Genomic DNA, 23,389 nt, shown 5'->3' on the forward strand with positions numbered 1-23,389 from the left:
ATGTTGAAACGACGGAGCTGGATCCGGATGTGCGGTGCAGGTGCGGCCGCAGTGCTGGCCCTTGCGCTGGTCGGTTGCCAGACGGTGCCGCAGGTGCCGGCCAAGGCGCCGGGGCTGACCGAAGAACAGCAGCAGTTGCTGCGCAGCCAGGGCTTTGCGCAGGCAGACCAGGGCTGGGAGCTGCAGATGTCGGGCAAGCTGCTGTTCGGCTTTGATTCGGCCGAAGTCGGCGCCCAGGCGCGCACCAAGGTGCTGGAGCTGGGCCGCGCCCTCAAGGGCGTGGGCATAGAGCGGCTGCGCGTGGAAGGCCATACGGACGATCGCGGCAGCGATGCCTACAACATGCGCCTGTCGCTGCGCCGCGCAGAGGCCGTGGCCGATGTGCTGGCCGAAGCTGGCCTGGCGCGCCAGGATATCGAGGTCAAGGGCCTGGGCCGCGCCATGCCCGTGGTACCCAGCGATGCGGCGGAGAACCGCCGCGTGGCCATCGTCGTGCCCTTGCAATAGCCGGAACCTGGCTGGAATCAGAGTCGGGGGATTGGCGGAAAGCAGCAGGAGTCGAACCTACCCAGGAGCGGCTGACGCCCCTGACCGGGTTTGAAGCCCGGGCGCACCACCGGGTGCGTATGCTTTCCTTCTGGATGTTGGGCACCCCCTGAGGCGCTTGCGCGCCTTCCCCCTCTCTACCCGCTTCGCGGGGGAGGGGGACGACGCCATCGGCTAGGCGCCCCCGCCGCGAGGCGGCTCTTGCTCGGCGTCCCTGGGTTGGGCCGCGCCGCTGCAAGCGGTATGTCCAAAGCCGGCCATTGTAGCGGCCCCTTGCCTCAGATTCTTGCTGTGGCACCAGTGGTCCACTGCACATCGGGGCGCAGCAGGTGGGCGTCGCGCAGGCGGCGGGTGTAGCCGATGCGGTCGAAGAATTCGAGGATCTGGATGGCGCGCTTGCGGCCCAGGCCGGTGGCGTCGCGGAAGGCGTGGGCCTGGATTTCGGCGTTGGGGGTGGAGGAGGCCAGCTCGCGGACCAGGGCCGCGAGTTCGTCCATGCGGGCTGCTGTGTAGAACAGGTCCTTGGTGACTTGGAACAATTGGCCCTGGCGTGCGAGCTTGCGCAGCAGCTGGCGCACGGTTTCCTCGCCGGTGGCGCTGTCGCGGGCCAGGTCGCGCACCCAGGGCGGGTCGTAGCGGCCGGCCTCGATGGCGGGCAGCAGTTTCTGTGCGATCTGCTTTTCACTGTCCGACAGCTGCACGCTGTGGCCGGGCAGGTGCAGCCAGGCGCCGCTGGCGGCCAGGCTGCCGTCCTGCAGCAGGGCTTGCAGCAATCCCTTCCACAGCGCGTCATGCCCTGCATGCACCAGGCCCGACAGTGCCATGCGGCGCAGGCGTGCGGCGTTCACGCCGGGCTCGTCGGGGCTTTTGTCGTGGAAGCGCGCCATGCTGTCCAGCACCTGGTTGCGCAGCTGCTGCAAGCGTGCCTCGCCCAGCAGCAGCGTATCGCCCTCCGCCAAGGGGAGGCGGTGCAGGCGGGCATCCGTGGCCACCGATGCGCGGCCCGTCAGGCGCATGAGCTGCGACGTGGCAATGCCGTGCGCCGCGCCTTGCACCAGTGCGCTGGCATCCCCGGTGGCAATCAGCGATTCCAGCGCCTGCAGATAGGCCGTGCGCTCGGGGCTGCGGCGCTTGCGTGCGGGTGCAAAGGGGTCGATGACGCTGCCGCCGGCAATGGTGCGGCTGGCCTGGGCATTGCGCACGATGAGCCGGTCGCCGGGTTGGGCATGTACGGGCATGTCCAGCACCAGCTGGACGATGGCCTGTTCGCCAGGGCTCAGCGGCTGGTCCTGCAGCAGGGCCACGTGGGCCGTGCAGCGCGCCGTACCGATGTGCACATGCACAGGCGACCATTGGGCCAGTGATGGCGCATCGGCCAGCAGTTGCAGGCGCACGTCGATCCGGTCGCTGGCCTGCAGCAGCCGTGCGTCGGCGATCCAGTCGCCGCGCGTGATGGCTTCCTTGGCAATGCCCGACAGGTTGAGCGCGCAGCGCTGTCCGGCCAGGCCCTGTTCGCTGGCCTGGTTCTGGGCATGCAGGCTGCGCACGCGCACCTCGGTGCCCGAGGCCGAGTGCACCAGCGTGTCGCCGACTTTCACCTGCCCGCCGAACACGGTGCCTGTGACCACGGTGCCCTGGCCCGGTAGCGTGAAGCTGCGGTCCACGGCCAGGCGGAACAGCCCGTCGCTGGCCCGCGCGGGAATGGACTGGGCGCGCGCCATGAGGTGCTCGCGCAACTGCGCCACGCCTGCGTCGTCAGGCAGGGCTGCCGCGGTAGGGAAGACCGGCGCGCCGGCCAGCGGCGTGGGGGCTAGCAGGGCCCCGATCTCGGCGCGCACCTGCTGCAGCCGCTCGGGCGTGGCGCGGTCGGCCTTGGTCAGGGCCACGGTGGCTTCGCGCACGCCCAGCAGCTGCAGGATGTCCAGGTGCTCGCGCGTCTGCGGCATGACGCCGTCGTCGGCGGCCACCACCAGCAAGGCGTGGTCTATGCCCACGGCGCCTGCGGCCATGGTGTGCACGAATTTTTCGTGGCCGGGCACGTCGATGATGCCCAGCACCTCGCCATTGGGCAGCGGCGTGTAGGCATAGCCCAGCTCGATGGAGATGCCGCGCGCCTTCTCTTCCTTGAGGCGGTCGGTGTCCACGCCCGTGAGCGCGCGCACCAGGGTGGTCTTGCCGTGGTCAATGTGGCCGGCGGTGCCGATGATCATGCGTTCGTCCTCAGGCGATGTGCAGCAGCGGCAGCTGTTCGGTGAAGGCAGGCTCGTCGGCTGCCTCCAGGCAGCGCAGGTCCAGCCACAGAGCGTCGTCATGCAGCCGGCCGATGACGGGGCGGGGCAGGCTGCGCAGGCCGGCCTCCAGCCGGGTGAGCTGGCGGCCGGCCTGGCGACCGTCGGCCGGATGCAGGCGCAGGCCCCAGCTGGGCAGGTTTTCCACGGGCAGGGCGCCGCTGCCGATCTGGCTGTTCATCTCGGCGGTTTCCACCACATAGCGGCTGCCCAGCGCCTGCTGCACCAGCGGCTGCAGGGCCTGCGCGCGGGCCTGCATGTCGGCCTGGGGCCGCGTGAACAGGCGCAGCGTGGTCAGGCGCTCGGCCAGCTTTTCGGGGTGCAGGTACAGGCGCAGCGTGGGCTCCAGCGCAGCCAGGGTGAGCTTGCTCACGCGCAGTGCGCGCTTGAGCGGGTGTTTCTTGATGCGGGCGATCAGGTCCTTGCGGCCCACGATCAGGCCAGCCTGCGGGCCACCCAGCAGCTTGTCGCCGCTGAAGGTGACGATGTCGGCGCCCGACTCGATGGTCTCGCGCACCGTGACCTCGTAGGGCAGGCCCCATTCGCGCAGGTCGACCAGGGTGCCGCTGCCCAGGTCCACCACCATCTGCAGGCCGTGCGCGTGGGCAATGGATGCCACCTCCGCGTCGCTCACGGCCTTGGTGAAGCCGGTGATGGCGTAGTTGCTGCAATGCACCTTCATGAGCAGGCCGGTGTGTTCGCCGACAGCGCCTTCGTAGTCGCGCGCATGGGTGCGGTTGGTGGTGCCCACCTCGACCAGGGTGGCGCCTGCGCGCGTCATCATGTCGGGAATGCGGAAGGCCCCGCCGATCTCCACCAGCTCGCCGCGCGAGACGATGACCTCGCGCCCGGCCGCCAGCGTGGCCAGGGTCAGCAGCACGGCGGCGGCGTTGTTGTTGACGACGGTGCAGGCCTCGGCACCCGTGAGTTCGCAGACCAGGGATTCGATCAGGTCGTCGCGGTCGCCACGGCCGCCGTCTTCCAGGTCGTACTCCAGGTTGGCCGGCGCCGTCATGGCGGCCACCACGGCGTCCACGGCCTCCTGCGGCAGCAGGGCGCGGCCCAGGTTGGTGTGCAGCACCGTGCCCGTGAGGTTGAAGACGGTGCGCAGCCGGGGCGCAAAGCGCTGCGCCAAGCGCAGGCCGGCCGCCTGGACCACCTCAGTGATGCCGGGCGCGCCTGCATCGGGCTCGCCCGACCGCAGCCGCTCCTGCGCATCGGCCCGCATCTGCGCCAGGGATTCGCGCACGGCCTGGGTGCAGGCATCGAGGCCGTGGCGCTCGCGCAGCGCGAGCATGTCGGCGCTCAACAGCACCTTGTCCACGGCAGGCAGGCGCAGCGCGGACGGGGCAGGGGATGCGGCAGAGGGGGCGGCGGTATCGGTCATGGCGTGCGAAAGGGTCAGGCAGCAGGCGTGGCGGGGTCGATCAGCGCGTCGCCGGCCTCATCCTGCTCCTCGGCAAAGGCCACGTAGAGCAGGGGATTGGCGCTGGCGCGCTGAAAGCGCGTCTCCTCGCCCATCAGCAGGTCCAGCATCAGCGAGGCCAGGTCGTCGGCCAGGGGCTCGGCCATCGGGTCCTTTTCCTGGTTGACCACCTTGCGGTAGCTGCCGCATTCCTCGCAGGTCTCGGCCAGCACGGTATCGCCTGCGCCATCGATGCCCTGGTACTCGACGCCCTTGGTCGACTCGCAGTGCGAGCACTTGACGCGCACCATGTGCCACTCCGTGCAGCAGGTGCCGCAGTGCAGGTAGCGGTGGCCCGCCGCCTTGCCGCCGATGCGCAGCACGCTGGCCACGGGCTCGCTGGCGCAGACGGGGCAGATCGAGGCGGGATCGGTATAGGGCAAGTCGCGTGCGCTCAGGCCGCTGGCGCGCGTGGCAAACACCACCTGCAGCGCAGCCATCACAAAAGGCGCCATGCCCACGTGGCGGGCCGCCACTTCCTTTTGCAGCAGCCGCTGCGCGATCTCGTCACGCCCGGCCGTGTCCAGCGCGCGCAGCTCCTGCAGCAGCGGCTGCAGCGGCGCAGGCAGGCCATCGGCGCCCGACAGGGCATCGAGCATGCGGTCCAGCACGCCATGCCAGGCGGCATCGATATGGTCGGCGGCAGGCAGCAGCGGCATGGAATGCTCCTGCGCCCGCGCAATCAGCGCCGCATCGGGCTCGGCCAGCGTCAACTGCCCGGCCGCCTTGGCCTGCGCGTCCACGATCTGCGCCACGAACCGTAGGTAATCGGCAATCGGATTGCCCTCGGCCAGCTGCCGCAGCCGTGCCGCCCGCTCGACGAACAGCCCCGGCAACTGCGGCAGCAGCACGCGCGGAAAACTGGTGTGGTCCAGCGACTCGATATCGCCGGGTTGAAGAATGCGTTGCATTGGAATGTTCCAAAAAGACAATCGCCCAGCGTCCAGGGACGCCGGGCGGCTGGTGGCTTCAGGCGAAAGGCTAACACGGGGTTGCGCATTGTCCTTGGCCTATGAAACCGGCGTGCCCCAGAGCAGGGGCACCGAGGAAGGGCCGCCCCGCACCGAGGGTGCCGTCCCCCCCGCGAAGCGAGAGGGGGAAGCGGCGCAGCCGCTCAGGGGGCTCAGTCGTTGTCTCCGGTCATCTTGCGATACCACCCCCGGTGATGCTGCTTGGCCCAGGCCCGCGTCACCGTGCCGTACAGCATGGCGCGGATGGTGCCCCGGGTCCAGATGGCCGCGTACACGTGCATGATGATCAAGCCGATCATCCACACGCCCGCAATGGCATGCACCACCGAGGCGGCGCGCACCACGTTGACGGGCAGCGTCCACCAGGCGCGCCACATGAGCGCTCCGGTCACGGTGATCGCCAGCATGCCGATGACCAGGCCCCAGAACAGCAGCTTCTGGCCGCCGTTGTACTTGCCCTGCTCGGGCATGTCGTGGTCGTCGCCGTCGATCATCTTGTTGACGTTCTTGAGCCACTCGATGTCGCGCGGCTCGACCACGTTCAGGCGCCAGAAGCGCAGCGCCATGATGATGAAGAACAGCGCCATCACCACCCCGATGTAGGGGTGCAGGATGCGCGTCCACGGCCCGCCGCCGAACAGCTGAGTGAGCGGGAAGAAGGCCGGGTGGAAGAACGCCAGGCCCGACAGCGCCAGCAGGATGAAGCAGATGCCGACCACCCAGTGGTTGGCACGCTCCGATGCGTTGTAGCGCACCAGGTCACGTGGGTTGCGTTTCATCGGCGGGCCTCCTTTTCAGCGGCTTCCTGGTCCTTGCGGTCCATTTCGTCTTCCAGTTCCTTGGACACGTCGTTCGGGCCCTTGGTGATGTAGTGGAACAGACTGCCGACGGCAGCTGCGCCCAGCGCGGCCATGGCCAGCGGCTTGGCCACGCCCTTCCACAGGGACACCATGGGGCTGATCTTCGGGTCGTCGGGCAGGCCCTTGTACAGCGAAGGCTTGTCCGCGTGATGCAGAACGTACATCACATGGGTGCCGCCCACGCCTTGCGGGTCATACAGGCCGGCCTCGGCATAGCCGCGCCGCTTGAGGTCGCCGATGCGGTGCTCGGCCTGGTCCTTCATCGCCTCCTTGGTGCCAAACATGATGGCGCCCGTGGGGCAGGTCTTGACACAGGCAGGCTCGCGGCCGACGGCCACGCGGTCCGAGCACAGCGTGCACTTGTAGGCCTTGTGGTCCTTCTTGGAGATGCGCGGGATGTTGAACGGGCAGCCCGTGACGCAGTAGCCGCAGCCCACGCACTGGTCCTGCTGGAAGTCCACGATGCCGTTGCTGTACTGCACGATGGCGCCCGGCGAGGGGCAGGCCTTCAGGCAGCCCGGGTCCTCGCAGTGCATGCAGCCGTCCTTGCGGATCAGCCACTCCAGGTTGCCGGTCGCTTCGTTCTCGTACTCGGTAAAGCGCATGACGGTCCACGACTGATCGGTCAGATCGGTCGGGTTGTCATAGACGCCGGCCGCGCAGGTGCCGATTTCGTCGCGCAGGTCGTTCCACTCCATGCAGGCGGTCTGGCAGGCCTTGCACCCGATGCACTTGGAGACATCGATGAGCTTGGCCACCTCGCCGCTGTGCGTTTCGCGCGCACTGGGAGCAGGCGTCGTCGTGGCCGAGCGACGCTTGATATCGAGAGACATGGTTGATGACATCAGCTGCTCCTTAAACCTTTTCCACCTTCACGAGGAAGGTCTTGGATTCCGGGGTAAGGCTGTTGCCATCGCCCACCGATGCCGTCAGGTTGTTGGCCATGTAGCCCTTGCGGCCCGTGGACGAGAAGCCCCAGTGAATGGGCACGCCCACGTGGTGGATGGTCTTGCCATCGATCTTCATGGGCTTGATGCGCTTGGTCACCACGGCGGCGGCCTTGACGAAGCCGCGCTTGGAGCTGACCTTCACATGCTGGCCGGTCTCGATGCCCAGTTCCTTGGCCAGCGCCTCGCCGATTTCCACGAACTGCTCGGGCTGAACGATGTTGTTCAGCTGAACGTGCTTGGTCCAGTAGTGGAAGTGCTCGGTCAGGCGGTACGTCGTGCCCACGTGCGGGAACTCGCTGGGCGAGCCCGCCGAATCCTTGACGGAGTCGAAGATCCGCGTGGCCGGGTTGATGACCGCCAGCTTGTTGTCGGGATACATGGGGTTGTATCCCAGCGGGTTGTCAAAGGCCTCGTAGTGGGTGGGGAACGGTCCCTCGTTCATGCCCTTGCGGGCGAAGAAGCGCGCCACGCCCTCGGGGTTCATGATGAACGGATCGGTGGTCTCCGGCGGCATGGTCGGGCCCATGTCGGGCACGTCGGCACCGCCCCAGGCCTTGCCGTTCCAGCGGATCAGCGTGCGCTTGGGATCGAACGGCTGGCCGTTGCGGTCGCAGGAGGCGCGGTTGTAGAGCACGCGGCGGTTGGCCGGCCAGGCCCAGGCCCAGTTCAGCGTGTTGCCTATGCCCGTGGGGTCGCTGTTGTCGCGCCGGGCCATCTGGTTGCCGGACGAGGTCCAGCAGCCGGCCCAGATCCAGCAGCCGCCCATCGTCGTGCCGTCGTCGCGCATCTCGCCGAAGCCGGCCAGCTGCTCGCCGGCCTTGCGGATGAGCTTGGTCGGGTCCTTGGGGTCGAACAGGTCCACCAGGGCGCGGCCGTTGTACTCCTTGGCGATCTCTTCCGAGGTCGGATGATCGGCATGGGCATAGGGCCACCACAGCTTGGTGATCGGCTCGGGGAACTTGCCGCCGTCCTTCTCATAGGCCTGCTTCAGGCGCAGGTGCAGGGCCGACATGATGGCGATGTCGGTCTTGGCCTCGCCCGGGGGCTCGGCCGCCTTCCAGTGCCACTGCAGCACGCGCGAGGAACTGACGACGGCGCCGTCTTCCTCTGCAAAGCAGGTCGTGGGCAGGCGGAACACCTCGGTCTGGATCGATGCCGGATCCACGTCGTTGAACTCGCCGTGGTTCTGCCAGAACTCCGATGTCTCGGTGACCAGCGGATCCATGATCACCAGGAACTTCAGCTTCTTGAGGCCTTCGCGCACATTGTTGCTGTTCGCAAGGGCTGCCAGCGGGTTGAAGCCCTGGGCGATGTAGCCGTTGATCTTGCCCTGCGCCATCAGGTCGAACACCTGCAGCATGTCGTACTGCCTGTCCAGCTTGGGCAGGTAGTTGAAGGCCCAGTTGTTCTCGGCCGTGGCCGCCGGTCCCCACCAGGCCTTCATCAGGCTCACGTGGAACTTGGGCGTGTTCGACCAGTAGTTCATCTGGCCCGGGCGCATGGCCTTGGGCGTGCGCGCGTCGATGTACTTCTGGTAGTCCTGCTCGCCTTCGTTGGGCAGCGTCAGGTAGCCGGGCAGCGAGGCAGACAGGATGCCCAGGTCCGTCAGGCCCTGGATGTTGGAGTGCCCGCGCAGCGCGTTCATGCCGCCGCCTGCCACGCCGATATTGCCCAGCAGCAGCTGGACCATGGCGCCCGTGCGCAGGATCTGCGCGCCCGTGGTGTGCTGTGTCCAGCCCAGTGCGTACAGGATGGTCGCGACGCGGCCCGGCACGGCGGTCGATGCCAGCTTCTCGCACACGTGCAGGAATTTTTCCTTGGGCGTGCCGCAGGCGCTCTCCACCTTCTCGGGCGTGTAGCTGGCGTAGTGGCGCTTGAGCCATTGGTACACGCAGCGCGGATGCTGCAGGCTGGCGTCCACCTTCACGTAGCCGTCGGCGTCGAGCTCATAGTCCCAGCTGGACTTGTCGTATTTGCGTGTCTGCGGGTCGTAGCCCGAGAAGATGCCTTCGTCGAACGCAAACTCCTCCTTCACGATGTACGAGAAGTCGGTGTAGTTCCTCACGTATTCGTGATGGATCTTGTCGTTCGTGAGCAGATAGTTGATCACGCCACCCAGGAACACGATGTCCGAGCCCGACCGGATGGGGGCATAGAAATCGGCCACGGAGGCGGAGCGGTTGAAGCGCGGATCGACCACCATGAAGTGCGCACCGTTGTGCTCCTTCGCTTCGGTCACCCACTTGAAACCGCAGGGATGTGCTTCAGCGGCATTGCCGCCCATGATCAGGATAACGTCCGCGTTCTTGATGTCGACCCAATGGTTCGTCATCGCTCCACGGCCAAACGTCGGGGCAAGACCTGCCACCGTCGGGCCGTGTCAGACACGTGCTTGGTTATCGAGTGCGAGCAGGCCCCAGGAACGGGCAACCTTGTGTGTGACGTAACCGGCTTCGTTGCTGGAGGCCGAGGCGGCCAGCATGCCGGTGGTCAGCCAGCGGTTCACCGTCTGGCCCTTGTCGTTTTGCTCGACGAAGTTCGCGTCGCGATCGTCCTTGAGCAGCTTGGTGATGCGCGTCAGCGCCTCGTCCCAGGACATGCGCTTCCACTCGTTGGAGCCGGGGGCGCGGTACTCGGGGTATTTCAGGCGGTGCGGGCTGTGGACGAAGTCCAGCAGCGAGGCGCCCTTGGGGCACAGCGTGCCGCGGTTGACGGGGTGGTCCGGATCGCCCTCGACGTGGATCACCGACAGCTTGGCGTTCTTGGCGCCGTCGCTCAGCGAATACATCAGTATGCCGCAACCTACCGAGCAGTAGGTACAGGTCTGGCGGGTGACCGTGGTGGCGGCCAGCTTGAACTGGCGCACTTCAGCCAGGGCGGCAGTGGGCGAGAAGCCCATCAACGCCAGGCTGGATCCGGCCAGAGTCGAACCAGTCACTTTCATGAACTGGCGTCTGGAGAATTGGACCATGTGGGGTACCTTCTAATAGAAATTGACGCTTGTAAGCAAATTCTACGAGTGCACCCCGGAATCAATCCGGGAAATAACCCTTAATCCTGAGTCGGCCTGTGCGGCATTCGCGCGCAAGCTCCACGCCAGGCCTTGCTGCGCGGGGCTTGCCGGGGCGCCGCCCGGCGGGATCATCAGTTGAAATGATTATCTGGATTCAGGGCTTCGGACATTTTGTTTTATATCAATCCGCCATTCATTGAATGGATGAATGAGCTCGATGAATCCAGGCTATTGCGCGAATGCGATCCATTTGCACCCATTGAATGCCTGGAAATGGATTTCCGGCCCCGTCCAGAGGGAGGGGCCGGAGCAGGCTCAGCGTGCCGGCGGGCGCGGATCGTGCGGTGCTTGCTTGAGGTCCATATCATCCGATGTCTGATATTCAGCATGCGCCAAACCTGCCTGGGCAAGTTGGCGGCGCTTTTCCTCATCCTGCACTTGCATGCGCGAGAACATGTCCCAGATCGCCATGAACAGGGCCGCGATCACGGGGCCTATCACAAAACCCGTCAGTCCGAAGAGAGCCATGCCGCCCAGCGTCGAGATCAGCACGATGTAGTCGGGCATCTTCGTGTCCTTGCCCACCAGCAAGGGGCGCAGCACGTTGTCCACCAGGCCGATCACCAACACGCCGTAGGCGATCAGGATCAGGCCCTTGCCCATGGCACCGGTGGCCAGGAAGTAGATGGCCACCGGTGCCCAGATCAGGCCGGCGCCCACGGCAGGCAGCAGCGACAGGAAGGCCATCACCACGCCCCACAGCACGGGCCCCTGGATGCCCAGAATCCAGAAGATCAGCCCGCCCAGCGCGCCCTGTGCGGCCGCCACGGCCAGGTTCCCCTTGACGGTGGCGCGGATCACGGTGGTGAACTTGCTCGACAGTTCGGCCTTGTGGTCGGCCTGCAGCGGAATGGCCATGCGGATGCGCTGGGTCAGGTCACGGCCGTCGCGCAGCAGGAAGAACAGCAGGTACAGCATCACGCAAAAGCCCACCAAGAAGCCGAACGTGTTCTGGCCTATGCCCAGCGCCTTGGTGGCCGCCAGCTTGGAGGCCTGCATGGCGATGCTGGACAGCTTGTCCTGCAGCTCGGCCAGCGAACCCAGGTGCAACCTCTCCAGCCAGGGTGTGACCCAGGAGGGCAGGGCGTCCATGATCTGTTGCAGATAGGTGCCCGCGTCCAGGTTGCCGCTGTTGACGCGCTCATAGATCAACGAGGCCTCGCGCACCAGGGAGGCGCCGATCAGCGCCAGCGGCAGGATGGCCACGACCAGGCACAGCAGCAGGGTGGACAGGGCGGCGAGATTGGTGCGCCGGGGCATGCGTGCCAGCAGGCGCCGGTGCAGCGGCGAGAACAGGATGGCCAGGGCGACGCCCCAGAAGATGGCCCCCATGAATTCCCAGAGCACGGCACCGAAGCCGATGGTCGCCGCGATCAGCAGCAGCATGAAAGTGCGTTTGTGTAAGGGCAGCAGGTTCATCTGTCGGTCCGTTCGGAAGATGCGCCAATGTACGCGACTGCGGGAACTCCCGGAGGGTCCAGGTAATCGCTTGGTAACTGCCCTGCTGCGATGTTTGAACGGTGGCACAATGGCGGTCGCAACCAGGCCCTTCCCCAGCCACAGTCGCATCCGCCAATCGGTACAGCCGTGTCGCGGAAGGTTCCACAAACCAGCTAATGCCTCCTTCAGGGAGGCTGAGGTCAGCGCAATATGAGCGATCAGACGTCGGTCTACCAAGCCTACCAAGGCAATACCTACCTCTTCGGCGGCAATGCCCCCTACGTCGAAGAAATGTACGAGAACTACCTGGCCAACCCCGGTAGCGTGCCGGATTCCTGGCGCGAGTACTTTGATGCACTGCAACATGTGCCAGCAGTCGACGGCACGGACTCCAAGGACGTCCCGCACCAGCCCGTCATCAACGCTTTCGCCGAGCGCGCCAAGCAAGGCGGCACCAAGGTGGTCGTGGCCTCCGGCGCCGACTCCGAGCTGGGCCGCAAGCGCACCGCCGTCCAGCAACTGATCGCCGCCTACCGCAACGTCGGCGCACGCTGGGCCGATCTCGATCCCCTCAAGCGCACCGAGCGCCCCGAAATTCCCGAGCTGGAGCCGTCGTTCTACGGCTTCACCGATGCCGACCAGGAAACGGTGTTCAACACGAGCAACACCTTCTTCGGCAAGGAAAGCATGTCGCTGCGCGAGCTGATGAACGCTCTGCGCGAGACCTACTGCGGCACGATCGGCTCCGAGTACATGTATGCCACCGACCAGACGCAAAAGCGCTGGTGGCAGCAAAAGCTGGAAACCAGCCGTACCAAGCCCAGCTTTGACGCCAACCAGAAAAAGCGCATCCTCGACCGCCTGACGGCTGCCGAAGGCCTGGAACGCTACCTGCACACCAAGTACGTCGGCCAAAAGCGCTTCTCTCTGGAAGGTGGCGAAAGCTTCATCGTCGCCATGGACGAGCTGATCAACGCTGCCGGCCAGAAGGGCGTGCAGGAAGTCGTGATCGGCATGGCCCACCGCGGCCGCCTGAACGTGCTGGTCAACACCCTGGGCAAGATGCCCAAGGACCTGTTCGCCGAGTTCGACCACACTGCCCCCGAAGACCTGCCCGCAGGTGACGTGAAGTACCACCAGGGCTTCAGTTCCGACGTGTCCACCGCAGGCGGCCCCGTCCACCTGTCGCTGGCCTTCAACCCCTCGCACCTGGAAATCGTCAACCCCGTGGTCGAAGGCTCGGTGCGTTCGCGCATGGACCGCCGCGACGACCCGCATGGCAAGCAGGTGCTGCCCGTGCTGGTGCACGGCGATGCCGCCTTTGCCGGCCAGGGCGTGAACCAGGAAACCCTGGCGCTGGCCCAGACCCGTGGCTACACCACGGGCGGCACGGTGCACATCATCATCAACAACCAGATCGGCTTCACCACCTCCGATCCGCGCGACACCCGCTCCACCCTGTACTGCACCGACATCGTCAAGATGATCGAGTCGCCCGTGCTGCACGTGAACGGTGACGATCCGGAAGCCGTGGCCCTGGCCGTGCAACTGGCCTTGGAATTCCGCATGGAGTTTGCCAAGGACGTGGTCGTGGACATCGTCTGCTTCCGCAAGCTGGGCCACAATGAGCAGGACACGCCTGCCCTGACCCAGCCGCTGATGTACAAGAAGATCGGCGCCCACCCCGGCACCCGCAAGCTGTACGCCGACAAGCTGGCCACGCAAGGCCTGGGCGAGACGCTGGGCGACGACATGGCCAAGGCCTACCGTGCCGCCATGGACGAAGGCCGCCACACCGTGGACCCGGTGCTGACGAACTTCAAGAGCAAGTACGCCGTGGACTGGAGCCCGTTCCTGGGCAAGACCTGGACCGACGCCGGCGACACCGCCATCCCGCTGACCGAATGGAAGCGTCTGGCCGAACGCATCACCACCATCCCCGAGACCGTGACCCCGCACGCGCTGGTCAAAAAGGTCTATGACGACCGCGCAGCCATGGGCCGCGGCGATGTCAACGTGGACTGGGGCATGGGCGAGCACATGGCCTTCGCATCGCTGGTCGCATCGGGCTACCCCGTGCGCCTGTCGGGCGAGGACTGCGGCCGCGGCACCTTCACCCACCGCCACTCGGTCATCCATGACCAAAAGCGTGAAAAGTGGAGCGAAGGCACCTACATCCCGCTGCAGAACGTGGCCGACAGCCAGGCTCCGTTCACCGTCATCGACTCCATCCTGTCCGAAGAGGCCGTGCTGGGCTTCGAGTACGGCTACGCGTCGAACGATCCCAACACCCTGGTGATCTGGGAAGCCCAGTTCGGCGACTTCGCCAACGGCGCCCAGGTGGTGATCGACCAGTTCATCGCCTCCGGTGAGGTCAAGTGGGGCCGCATCAACGGCCTGACGCTGATGCTGCCGCACGGCTATGAAGGCCAGGGCCCCGAGCACAGCTCGGCACGCCTGGAGCGCTTCATGCAGCTGGCCGCCGACGCCAACATGCAGATCGTGCAGCCCACCACGGCCAGCCAGATCTTCCACGTGCTGCGTCGCCAGATGGTGCGCCCGCTGCGCAAGCCGCTGGTCATCATGACCCCCAAGTCTCTGCTGCGTAACAAGGATGCGACCTCGCCGCTGTCCGAGTTCACCAGCGGTGGTTTCCAGACCGTGATCCCCGAGCAGGACGAAGCCGTCGTGAAGAACGCGGCCAAGGTCAAGCGCGTGATCGCTTGCTCGGGCAAGGTCTACTACGACCTGGTCAAGAAGCGCGCCGAGAAGGAAAGCAAGGACGTCGCCATCATCCGCGTCGAACAGCTGTACCCCTTCCCGCACAAGGCCTTCGCCGCTGAACTCAAGAAGTTCGGCAACGCCACCGAGATCGTCTGGTGCCAGGACGAGCCGCAGAACCAGGGCGCCTGGTTCTTCGTGCAGCACTACATCCACGAGAACATGCTCGATGGCCAGAAGCTGGGCTACTCCGGCCGCGCTGCCTCGGCATCGCCCGCCGTGGGTTACGCACACCTGCACCAGGAGCAGCAAAAGGCCCTGGTGGAAGGCGCGTTCTCCAAGCTCAAGGGTTTTGTCCTGAACAAGTAAGGCAGCCCCCACCCGCTACGTATCAGTACAGAACACTTTTGGAAAGAATCACAAATGGCTATCGTTGAAGTCAAAGTTCCCCAGCTGTCCGAGTCCATCGCTGAGGCCACCATGCTGACCTGGAAGAAGAAGGCCGGCGAAGCGGTTGCAATCGATGAGATCCTCATCGAAATCGAAACCGACAAGGTCGTGCTCGAAGTGCCCGCTCCCGCCGCTGGCGTGCTGGCCGAGATCGTGCAAGGTGATGGCGCCACCGTGGTGGCCGAGCAGCTGATCGCCAAGATCGACACCGAAGGCGTGGCCGGCGTGGCCGCTGCCGCTCCTGCCGCAGCCGCCGCTCCCGCTGCCGCAGCGCCTGCTGCTGCTCCCGCCGCTGCTGCTGCCACTGGCGGCAGCAAGGGCGATGTCGCCATGCCCGCCGCTGCCAAGCTGCTGGCCGAGAACAACCTGTCGGCCGCCAACGTGGCTGGCTCCGGCAAGGATGGCCGCGTGACCAAGGGCGACGCCCTGGCCGCCGTCAAGGGCGGCGTGCAGTCCACGGCTGCCGTCATCCCCACCGGCGTGCCCACCAAGGCGCTGCCCCAGGTGTCGGCTCCCGCTGCCAAGGAAGACCTCAGCGGCCGTCCCGAGCAGCGCGTGCCCATGAGCCGCCTGCGTGCCCGCGTGGCCGAGCGCCTGCTGCAGTCGCAGTCCACCAACGCCATCCTGACCACGTTCAACGAAGTGAACATGGCCCCGGTGATGGATCTGCGCAAGAAGTTCCAGGACGCCTTCACCAAGGAACACGGCACCAAGCTGGGCTTCATGTCCTTCTTCGTCAAGGCGGCAGTGCACGCCCTGAAGAAGTACCCCGTGCTCAATGCTTCCGTGGACGGCAACGACATCGTCTACCACGGCTACTTCGACATCGGTATCGCCGTGGGTTCGCCCCGTGGCCTGGTGGTGCCCATCCTGCGCAATGCAGACCAGATGAGCTTCGCCGACATCGAAAAGAAGATTGCCGAATTCGGCAAGAAGGCTGCCGAAGGCAAGCTGGGCATTGAAGAAATGACCGGCGGCACCTTCTCCATCTCCAACGGCGGCACCTTCGGCTCGATGATGTCCACCCCCATCATCAACCCGCCCCAGTCGGCCATCCTGGGCGTGCACGCCACCAAGGACCGCGCCATGGTCGAGAACGGCCAGGTCGTGGTCCGCCCGATGAACTATCTGGCCATGTCCTATGACCACCGCATCATCGACGGCCGCGAAGCCGTGCTGGGCCTGGTGGCCATGAAGGACGCGCTGGAAGATCCTTCGCGCCTGCTGTTCGACCTGTAATTCCACAGGGTTCGACACGACGAAAACCCACCCTTGGCCGCGTGCCCTGCGGTGGGTTTTTTCATGCATCACAGACAAGAGATTCCTGAAATGAGCAAGCAATTCGACGTCATCGTCATCGGCGCGGGCCCTGGCGGCTACATCGCCGCCATCCGTGCCGCACAACTGGGCTTCAACGTGGCCTGTATCGACGAGTGGAAGAACACCGCGGGCGGCGCCGCTCCGGGCGGCACCTGCACCAACGTGGGCTGCATTCCCTCCAAGGCCCTGCTGCAGTCGTCCGAGCACTTCGAGCACGCCAATCTGCACTTTGCCGACCATGGCATCTCCACCGGCAAGGTCGAGATGGACGTGGCCAAGATGATCGCCCGCAAGGATGCGGTCGTGAAGCAGAACAACGACGGCATCCTGTACCTGTTCAAGAAGAACAAGGTCACCTTCTTCCACGGCCGTGGCTCGTTCGTCAAGGCGGTCGAGGGCGGCTACGAGATCAAGGTTGCCGGCAAGGAAGAGGAAGTGCTGACGGGCAAGCAGATCGTGGTCGCCACGGGCTCCAGCGCCCGCGCGCTTCCCGGCGTGCCCTTCGATGAAGAGAACATCCTGTCCAACGACGGCGCCCTGCGCCTGGGCAAGGCCCCCAAGAAGCTGGCCCTGATCGGCGCTGGCGTGATCGGCCTGGAAATGGGCTCGGTCTGGCGCCGCCTGGGCACGGAAGTGGTCGTGCTCGAAGGCATGGACAAGTTCCTGTCCGCCGTGGACGAGCAGATCGCCAAGGAAGCCAAGAAGGCGTTCGACAAGCAGGGCCTGAAGATCGAGCTGGGCGTGAAGATCGGCGAAATCAAGAGCGGCAAGAAGGGCGTGTCCATCGCCTACACCAACGCCAAGGGCGAAGCCCAGGCGCTGGAGGCCGACAAGCTGATCATCTCCATCGGCCGCACTGCCAACACGGCCGGCCTCAATGCCGAGGCCGTGGGCCTGGCTCTGGACGAGCGCGGCTGCGTCGTGGTCGATGACGACTGCAAGACCAGCCTGCCCGGCGTCTGGGCCGTGGGCGACGTGGTGCGCGGCCCGATGCTGGCGCACAAGGCCGAGGAAGAGGCCGTGGCCGTGGCCGAGCGCATTGCCGGCCAGCATGGCCATGTGAACTTCGGCACCATCCCCTGGGTGATCTACACCAGCCCCGAAATCGCCTGGGTGGGCCGCACCGAGCAGCAACTGAAGGAGCAGGGCGTCAAGTACAAGGCTGGCACCTTCCCCTTCCTGGCCAACGGCCGTGCGCGCGCCCTGGGCGACACCACGGGCATGGTCAAGTTCCTGGCCGATGCCGAGACCGACGAAATCCTGGGCGTGCACATGGTCGGCCCCATGGTCTCGGAGCTGATCTCCGAAGCCGTGGTCGCCATGGAGTTCAAGGCATCGAGCGAAGACATCGCCCGCATCTGCCATGCCCACCCCTCGCTGTCCGAGGCCACCAAGGAAGCGGCACTGGCCGTCGACAAGCGCACTTTGAATTTCTGAGTGCCAGGCTAGCCATCTAGCCCAAGCCAAAGACCTGAAAGCGCTTGCCCTGCAAGCGTTTTCAGCTTCTGAATACATAGCGAATGGTTGATGCTGCATGAGCGTTTCAGTGCGAGAGGCCTACGAGGCCGAACTGGTAGCCAAGGGCTTTCACAGTGATCCTGCGCAGTTGCGCGCCGTCGAGGCGCTGCAGCGCTGTGCCGACGACTGGGCGGTCTACCGCCAGCGCCGCTCCAACGCCTTCAAGAAGCTCATCAACCATCCCGAGATTCCCCGCGGCGTCTACATGTACGGCGGGGTCGGGCGCGGCAAGAGCTTTCTCATGGACTGCTTCTTCAACGCCGTGCCGCTCAGGCGCAAGGTGCGCCTGCATTTCCACGAATTCATGCGCGAGGTCCACCGCGAGCTCGCCGTGCTGCAGGGCACGCAGAACCCGCTGGACGTGCTGGGTGCCCGCATCTCCAAGAAGTACAAGCTGATCTGCTTCGACGAATTCCACGTGGCCGACATCACGGACGCGATGATCCTGCACCGGCTGCTGGTCTCGCTGTTCGCCAACGGCGTGGGCTTTGTCACCACCTCAAACTTCAAGCCCGACGAGCTGTATCCGGGCGGCCTGCACCGCGACCGCATCCTGCCGGCCATCGACCTGCTCAACGAGCGCATGGAAGTCGTCAACGTGGACAACGGCACGGACTACCGCCGCCGCACGCTGGAAAACGCCCGGCTCTATCACACGCCCCTGGGTGCAGAGGCTGATGCGGCCATGACCGAAACCTTCGACAAGCTGGCCGAAGTCAAGGACGAAGACCCCGTGCTGCACATCGAGGCGCGCGAGATCCGTGCGCGCCGCCGCGCCGGTGGCGTGGTCTGGTTCGACTTCCGCGAGCTGTGCGGCGGCCCGCGCTCGCAGAACGACTACCTGGAGATCGCAAGCCAGTTCCACACCGTGCTGCTGTCCGACGTGCCCTATATGCCGGTCAACATGGCATCGCCCGCGCGTCGCTTCACCTGGCTGGTGGACGTGCTGTACGACCGCAGGGTCAAGCTGGTCATCTCGGCCGCCGTGCCGCCCGAGCAGCTTTACACTGAGGGCCCGCTGGCCCATGAGTTCCCCCGTACCGTATCGCGCCTGAACGAGATGCAGTCCAAGGAATTCCTGGCGCTGGAGCGCCGTGTGGTGGACACCAGCCTGACCTGAGGCCGTTCGCAGCCACTGGCGTCGTTTGCCGGACCTGTACATGTTGAAACTGCCTACCTCTGCTTTCGCCCTTGTGAAGAAACTGCCCGCTGCCCTGAGCGCTGCGCTGGCCTGCCTTGTCCTGGCCGGCCCGGCCATGGCTGCGGAGGCTGGCGCGGATAGCGATGCCGATGCGCGGCAGGAGCGCGCCCAGGCTGCAAAGCAGGTCCAGGCCGAGCGCAAGGCCGCACGCGCCGAGATCGCGGCCCAGCGTGCCGTCATCGACAGGCGGCGCACGGCCCTGGAGTCCGAGTGCTACCAGCGCTTTGCCGTGGAAGACTGCCTCAGGCAGGCGCGCGAGGAGGCCCGCGAGCAGGACAAGCCGCTGCGCGAACGCGAGCTGCAGATCAACGACGAGGAGCGCAAGGAGCGCGCCGCCCAGCGCCTTGAGGATATCGAGGCCAAGAAGGCGCAGAAGGCCGCCTCGTCCATGCAAGCCAAGGAGCGGCCACCGGCCGCCCAGCGCGACACCCAGGCCATCAGGGCCCAGCGTGCCCAGGACGCACAGCAGCGCGCAGCCCAGCAGGCCAGCCACCAGCGTGATCGCCAGGCGCAGATCGAGCAGCGCCAGTCTGCGCAGGAGCAGGAGCGGCGAGCTGCCGCCCGCGCCCAGTTCGAGGCCAAGCAAAAAGAGGCTGCCGAGCGCAAGGCCCGTGCCGCCGATGCCGCCCGCGAGCGCGGCCCGCAGGCAGCGCCACTGCCTGCGCCTCCCGCGTCTGCGGCGCCCTGAGCCCGGTGGTCAGGCCGTCACCGGCTCCAGTGCCTCGAGCTTGAGCACCACCAGCGACAGGTTGTCACCCCCGCCCTGGGCGCGTACGCGTGCCTTGTCGATCAGGAATTCCGTGGCCTCGCGCGGCGTGAGCGCGTTGAGCACGGTGCCCAGTTCCTCTGCCGTGTAGTAGTGCCAGACGCCGTCGCTGCAGGCCATGAGCGTGGTGCCCGGGTGCACGTGCTCGATCACGTGGTGGCTCATGGGCGGCTCGGCCTCGGTGCCCAGGCAGCCCAGCAGGATGTTGGACTTGGGGTGCACATGGGCCTCGAATTCGGTGAGTTCTCCCCTGTCCACCAGGGACTGGACGTAGGAGTGGTCCTTGGTGCGGTGGACCATGGTCGCGCCCTGGTAGTGGTAGATGCGCGAATCGCCCGAATGCACCCAGTGGCAGCGGCCCTGGGGCAGCAGCACGAAGGCGGCAATGGTGCTGTGCGGCTCCTGCTCGGCCGAGATGGCCGTCAGCCGGATCACCATGTGCGACTCGTGGACGATGCTCTCCAGCAGCGCCGTGCAGTCCTCCTTGCCCGGCTCGAAGCGCTCGAACAGCTGGCGCGCCGTGAGCATGACCTGGTCGGAGGCCTTGCGCCCGCCACTGCGCCCGCCCATGCCGTCGGCCAGCACGCCCAGCAGGCAGCCGTGTACATAGGGGTGGGCCATGAGCATCACCTGGTCTTGCTGGTATTGCCTGTCACCGCGATGGATGCCTGTGGCGGCTTGGAGTCGGTACGCTGGCTGCATGGTCTCTGGTTTGGTGGGCTCTTGGGGCGGTGGATGGGCACACCAATGTCATGGCGCATATTATCGGAGCACCGTCCCCGGCGCTGGCCCGCCGCACCCCGGCGGCGCTCTCTTTTTCAACAAACGGACCCGCCCTTTGCATTCTCTGACCGCCGCCGTGCAGGCGGCCTTCGCGCCGCAAGGCCTGCTGTCGCGCGCCGAGGCGCTGTTCCTGCCGCGTGAGGGGCAGACCCGCATGGCCCTGGCCGTGGCCCAGGCCATCGAGCAGCGCCAGACCCTGGTGGTCGAGGCCGGCACGGGCGTGGGCAAGACCTATGCCTACCTGGTGCCGGCCCTGCTCAGCGGCCAGCGCGTGCTGGTGTCCACGGCCACGCGCGCGCTGCAGGATCAGCTGTATGCCCGCGATCTGCCGCGCCTCGTTGCCGCGTTGGGCATGCCGCTGCGCATGGCGCGCCTCAAGGGCCGCAGCGCCTACCTGTGCATGGAGCGGCTGGAGCGTGTGCGCCAGGGCCGCACGGCGCCGCAGGACCCGCAGGTGCTGCGCAGCGTGGCCCTGGTCGAGCGATGGGCACGCACCACGCGTACGGGCGACCTGGGCGAGTTGCCCGCGCTGGACGAGCGCTCGCCCGCGCTGCCCCTGGTCACTTCCACACGCGACAACTGCCTGGGTTCCGACTGCCCGCATTGGCAGGACTGCCATGTCAACGTGGCCCGCCGCGCTGCGCTGGAGGCCGACGTGGTGGTCATCAACCACCACCTCATGTTTGCCGACCTGGATGTGCGCGAGTCGGGCGTGGCCCAGTTGCTGCCCAGCGTGGGCGTGGTCGTGGTGGACGAGGCCCACCAGCTCAACGACACCGGCGTGCAGTTCGCGGGCCAGAGCCTGTCGGGCCAGCAACTGACGGGCTATGCCCGCGATGTGCTGCGCGCCGGCCAGGAACTGGCGCGCGGCATGGCCGACTGGATGCAGCTTTCGGCACGTGTGGAGCAGGCCTTGCGCGAGCTGCGCCTGGCGGCAGGCAAGCCCCCGGCGGGCGGGCGCCTGCCCTGGCAGGGCGTGACGCCGCAGGGGCTGGACGCGCAGCGCTGGCGCACCGCCCTGGTGACGCTGGGGCGCAGCCTGCGGGCACTGCTGGAGCCGCTGGTGCAACTGCAGGTCAGCGACCCCGAACTGCGCAGGCTGTTCGAGCGCGGCAACGAGTTGCTGCGGCGCCTGGCCACCTTTGCCGCCGCCGCCGTGCAGGACACGGTGCGCTGGCTGGAGCTGGGCAGCCAGCAGATGCGCATGCTGGAGTCTCCGCTGACCATTGCGCACATCATGCGCACGCGGCTGCTGGGGTTGACGCAGGAGCAGGAGGGATCGGAAGACCAGGAGCGAGAGGATGCACAGCCCGAGCCCGAGCCACAAGAACAGGAAGAAGGCGCGCCCGCGCCCGTTCACGAAGCTGCAGGCCTGCCCCGGCAGCCCTCGGGCACCGCGTGGATCTTCACCTCGGCCACGCTGGGTGACGACGAGCGCCTGAGCTGGTTCACCGAGCCCTGCGGCCTGCGCGAGGCCCAGGTGCTGCGCGTGGACAGTCCCTTTGACTATGCGCGGCAGGCAGCGCTTTACGTGCCCCGGCCCTTTGCCCAGGCCGGCAGTGCCACGCATAGCACCGAGGTGGCGCGCCTGGCGCTGGATGCCGCCCAGCGCCTGGGCGGGCGCACGCTGGTGCTGACGACCACGCTGCGGGCGCTGCACGCCATAGGCGATGCACTGCAGCAGTCGCTGGGGCTGTTTGGTGAACTGGATGTGCTGGTCCAGGGGCAGGCGCCCAAGCTGGCCTTGATCGAGCGCTTTATCGCGGCCGGAGAAGGCAGGGAAGGCACGGGGGCGAGCCCGGGGCGGGGCTGCATTCTCGTGGCCTCGGCCACTTTCTGGGAGGGGGTGGACCTGCCGGGCGATGCGCTGCAGCTGGTGGTCATCGACAAGCTGCCGTTTCCGCCGCCCGACGATCCGCTGGTCGAGGCGCGTTCGCGCAGCCTGGAATCCGTGGGGCGTCAGGCCTTTGCCGACTACATGCTGCCCGAGGCCGCCATGGCGCTCAAGCAGGGCGCCGGCCGCCTGATCCGGCGCGAGACGGATCGCGGCGTACTCGTGGTCTGTGATTCCCGGTTGGCCACCATGGGTTACGGGCGGCGGCTGCGTGCCGCGCTGCCGCCCATGCGGACCCTGGTGGACGAGGCGGCCTTTGTTCAGGCCCTGCAGGCGCTGGCGCAGCCTGCGCCGCAGATCACCACAGCTTCCACCACGACTTCTGCTTTGCCGTGAGGTCCTGGTCGGACTCCTGGCCGTAGGAGGCGGTCAGCACGCGTTGCGCGTCGTCGCGCAACTGCGTCATGCCCAGGGCGTCGTATGAATTCACCAGGATCTGCATGGCCTCGCGCACGGCGGGCACGCCCTGGTAGTCCTTGACGGCCGTCTGCGCGCGCGCGATGGCGGCCACGTAGGCGCCGCGTCCGTAGTAGTAGCGGGCCACATGCACTTCGTACTGCGCCAGCGAGTTGACGATGTACTGCATGCGCAGCCGCGAATCCTCGGCGTAGCGCGACTCGGGAAAGCGCGTCACCAGCTCGCGGAAGGACTCGAAAGAGTCCTTGGCGGCCTTCTGGTCACGCTCGGACAGATCCTGGCGCGACAGCCAGGAGAACATGCCCAGGTTGTCATTGAAGTTGACCAGGCCCTTCAGGTAGAGGGCGTAGTCGGTGGCGGGGCTGGCCGGATGCAGCTTCAGGAAGCGGTCCAGCGTGGCGGTGGCCTGGATCTTGTCGCCGCTCTTGTACTGGGCATAGGCCTTGTCGAGCTGGGCCTGCTGGGCCAGGGGCGTGCCGGCGGCACGGCCTTCGAGCTTCTCGAACAGCGGAACGGCCTTGTCGAACGCGCCGGAGGCGGCTTCGTCGCGGGCCTCGGTATAGATGCGGTCCGGGGTCCACTTGGCAGTAGGGTCTTGCTGCGTACTGGAGCAGGCTGTCAGAACGCCTGCGACCAGCATGGCGGGAACGATGGACAGGGGAATACGCTGCATGGTGGACGTTTCTCGGGCAATCGAAGGGCGGTGAGAGGGTTGGCGGGCAGGAA

Annotated in this window: 16 protein-coding genes and 1 tRNA gene; 7 read left to right on the plus strand and 10 right to left on the minus strand. The window is 66.5% G+C overall.

Annotated features, from left to right (window positions below; all coding sequences use genetic code 11):
- Window positions 1-507 carry an OmpA family protein gene (locus DACI_RS17565; protein WP_012205320.1) on the plus strand — a complete coding sequence of 169 codons (507 nt, stop codon included), beginning with the start codon at window positions 1-3 and terminating at the stop codon, window positions 505-507.
- A 32-nt stretch (window positions 508-539) separates the two neighbouring features.
- Here DACI_RS17565 and DACI_RS17570 read toward each other — a convergent pair.
- The 8 genes from DACI_RS17570 to DACI_RS17610 all read right to left on the minus strand — a co-directional run bounded on the left by DACI_RS17570 (window position 540) and on the right by DACI_RS17610 (window position 11,572).
- A tRNA-Sec gene (locus tag DACI_RS17570) sits at window positions 540-635 on the minus strand.
- A gap of 189 nt (window positions 636-824) precedes the next feature.
- Window positions 825-2,756: a selenocysteine-specific translation elongation factor gene (selB, locus tag DACI_RS17575; RefSeq protein WP_012205321.1), complete on the minus strand. Its 1,932-nt coding sequence runs from the start codon at window positions 2,754-2,756 to the stop codon at window positions 825-827.
- 10 nt (window positions 2,757-2,766) lie between these two features.
- Complete coding sequence (gene selA, locus DACI_RS17580) at window positions 2,767-4,221, minus strand: L-seryl-tRNA(Sec) selenium transferase (RefSeq protein ID WP_012205322.1); 1,455 nt, start codon at window positions 4,219-4,221, stop codon at window positions 2,767-2,769.
- A 14-nt stretch (window positions 4,222-4,235) separates the two neighbouring features.
- Window positions 4,236-5,210, minus strand: a complete 975-nt coding sequence (gene fdhE, locus DACI_RS17585; RefSeq protein ID WP_012205323.1) for a formate dehydrogenase accessory protein FdhE — start codon at window positions 5,208-5,210, stop codon at window positions 4,236-4,238.
- A gap of 212 nt (window positions 5,211-5,422) precedes the next feature.
- A complete protein-coding gene (locus tag DACI_RS17590; protein WP_012205324.1) occupies window positions 5,423-6,049 on the minus strand; it encodes a formate dehydrogenase subunit gamma in 627 nt (208 codons plus the stop codon).
- The gene (fdxH, locus tag DACI_RS17595) at window positions 6,046-6,975 is read right to left on the minus strand and encodes a formate dehydrogenase subunit beta (protein ID WP_012205325.1); all 930 of its coding nucleotides are present in this window, start codon (window positions 6,973-6,975) and stop codon (window positions 6,046-6,048) included. The genes DACI_RS17590 and fdxH overlap by 4 nt, the downstream gene beginning before the upstream one ends.
- A 10-nt stretch (window positions 6,976-6,985) precedes the next feature.
- Window positions 6,986-10,051 (minus strand): formate dehydrogenase-N subunit alpha, encoded by a 3,066-nt coding sequence (gene fdnG / locus DACI_RS17600; protein WP_080518199.1) that lies wholly within the window; start codon window positions 10,049-10,051, stop codon window positions 6,986-6,988.
- A 357-nt stretch (window positions 10,052-10,408) separates the two neighbouring features.
- On the minus strand, window positions 10,409-11,572 hold the full coding sequence (locus DACI_RS17610) for an AI-2E family transporter (protein WP_012205328.1): 1,164 nt from the start codon (window positions 11,570-11,572) through the stop codon (window positions 10,409-10,411).
- A gap of 231 nt (window positions 11,573-11,803) precedes the next feature.
- On the opposite strand from DACI_RS17610, the gene DACI_RS17615 reads away from it, so the two are divergent.
- The 5 genes from DACI_RS17615 (at window position 11,804) to DACI_RS17635 (ending at window position 19,491) form a co-directional block, all read left to right on the plus strand.
- Complete coding sequence (locus tag DACI_RS17615) at window positions 11,804-14,683, plus strand: 2-oxoglutarate dehydrogenase E1 component (protein ID WP_012205329.1); 2,880 nt, start codon at window positions 11,804-11,806, stop codon at window positions 14,681-14,683.
- Window positions 14,684-14,737: 54 nt separating this feature from the next.
- Window positions 14,738-16,003 carry a 2-oxoglutarate dehydrogenase complex dihydrolipoyllysine-residue succinyltransferase gene (gene odhB / locus DACI_RS17620; protein WP_012205330.1) on the plus strand — a complete coding sequence of 422 codons (1,266 nt, stop codon included), beginning with the start codon at window positions 14,738-14,740 and terminating at the stop codon, window positions 16,001-16,003.
- Window positions 16,004-16,093: 90 nt separating this feature from the next.
- A complete protein-coding gene (gene lpdA, locus DACI_RS17625; RefSeq protein WP_043781860.1) occupies window positions 16,094-17,521 on the plus strand; it encodes a dihydrolipoyl dehydrogenase in 1,428 nt (475 codons plus the stop codon).
- A gap of 97 nt (window positions 17,522-17,618) precedes the next feature.
- Window positions 17,619-18,722 (plus strand): cell division protein ZapE, encoded by a 1,104-nt coding sequence (zapE, locus tag DACI_RS17630; protein WP_012205332.1) that lies wholly within the window; start codon window positions 17,619-17,621, stop codon window positions 18,720-18,722.
- Between the two features lie 40 nt (window positions 18,723-18,762).
- A complete protein-coding gene (locus tag DACI_RS17635) occupies window positions 18,763-19,491 on the plus strand; it encodes a hypothetical protein (protein WP_012205333.1) in 729 nt (242 codons plus the stop codon).
- A 9-nt stretch (window positions 19,492-19,500) separates the two neighbouring features.
- On the opposite strand, the gene DACI_RS17640 is transcribed toward DACI_RS17635, so the two are convergent.
- Window positions 19,501-20,271, minus strand: a complete 771-nt coding sequence (locus DACI_RS17640) for a PP2C family protein-serine/threonine phosphatase (RefSeq protein ID WP_012205334.1) — start codon at window positions 20,269-20,271, stop codon at window positions 19,501-19,503.
- A gap of 136 nt (window positions 20,272-20,407) precedes the next feature.
- On the opposite strand from DACI_RS17640, the gene DACI_RS17645 reads away from it, so the two are divergent.
- Complete coding sequence (locus DACI_RS17645) at window positions 20,408-22,582, plus strand: ATP-dependent DNA helicase (RefSeq protein ID WP_012205335.1); 2,175 nt, start codon at window positions 20,408-20,410, stop codon at window positions 22,580-22,582.
- Here the strand turns inward: DACI_RS17645 and DACI_RS17650 are convergent.
- Window positions 22,545-23,336 carry an outer membrane protein assembly factor BamD gene (locus tag DACI_RS17650; RefSeq protein WP_012205336.1) on the minus strand — a complete coding sequence of 264 codons (792 nt, stop codon included), beginning with the start codon at window positions 23,334-23,336 and terminating at the stop codon, window positions 22,545-22,547. The genes DACI_RS17645 and DACI_RS17650 overlap by 38 nt on opposite strands.
- Between the last annotated feature and the right edge of the window lie 53 nt (window positions 23,337-23,389).

The sequence above is a fragment of the Delftia acidovorans SPH-1 genome (assembly GCF_000018665.1).
GTDB classification, from domain to species: domain Bacteria; phylum Pseudomonadota; class Gammaproteobacteria; order Burkholderiales; family Burkholderiaceae_C; genus Comamonas; species Comamonas acidovorans.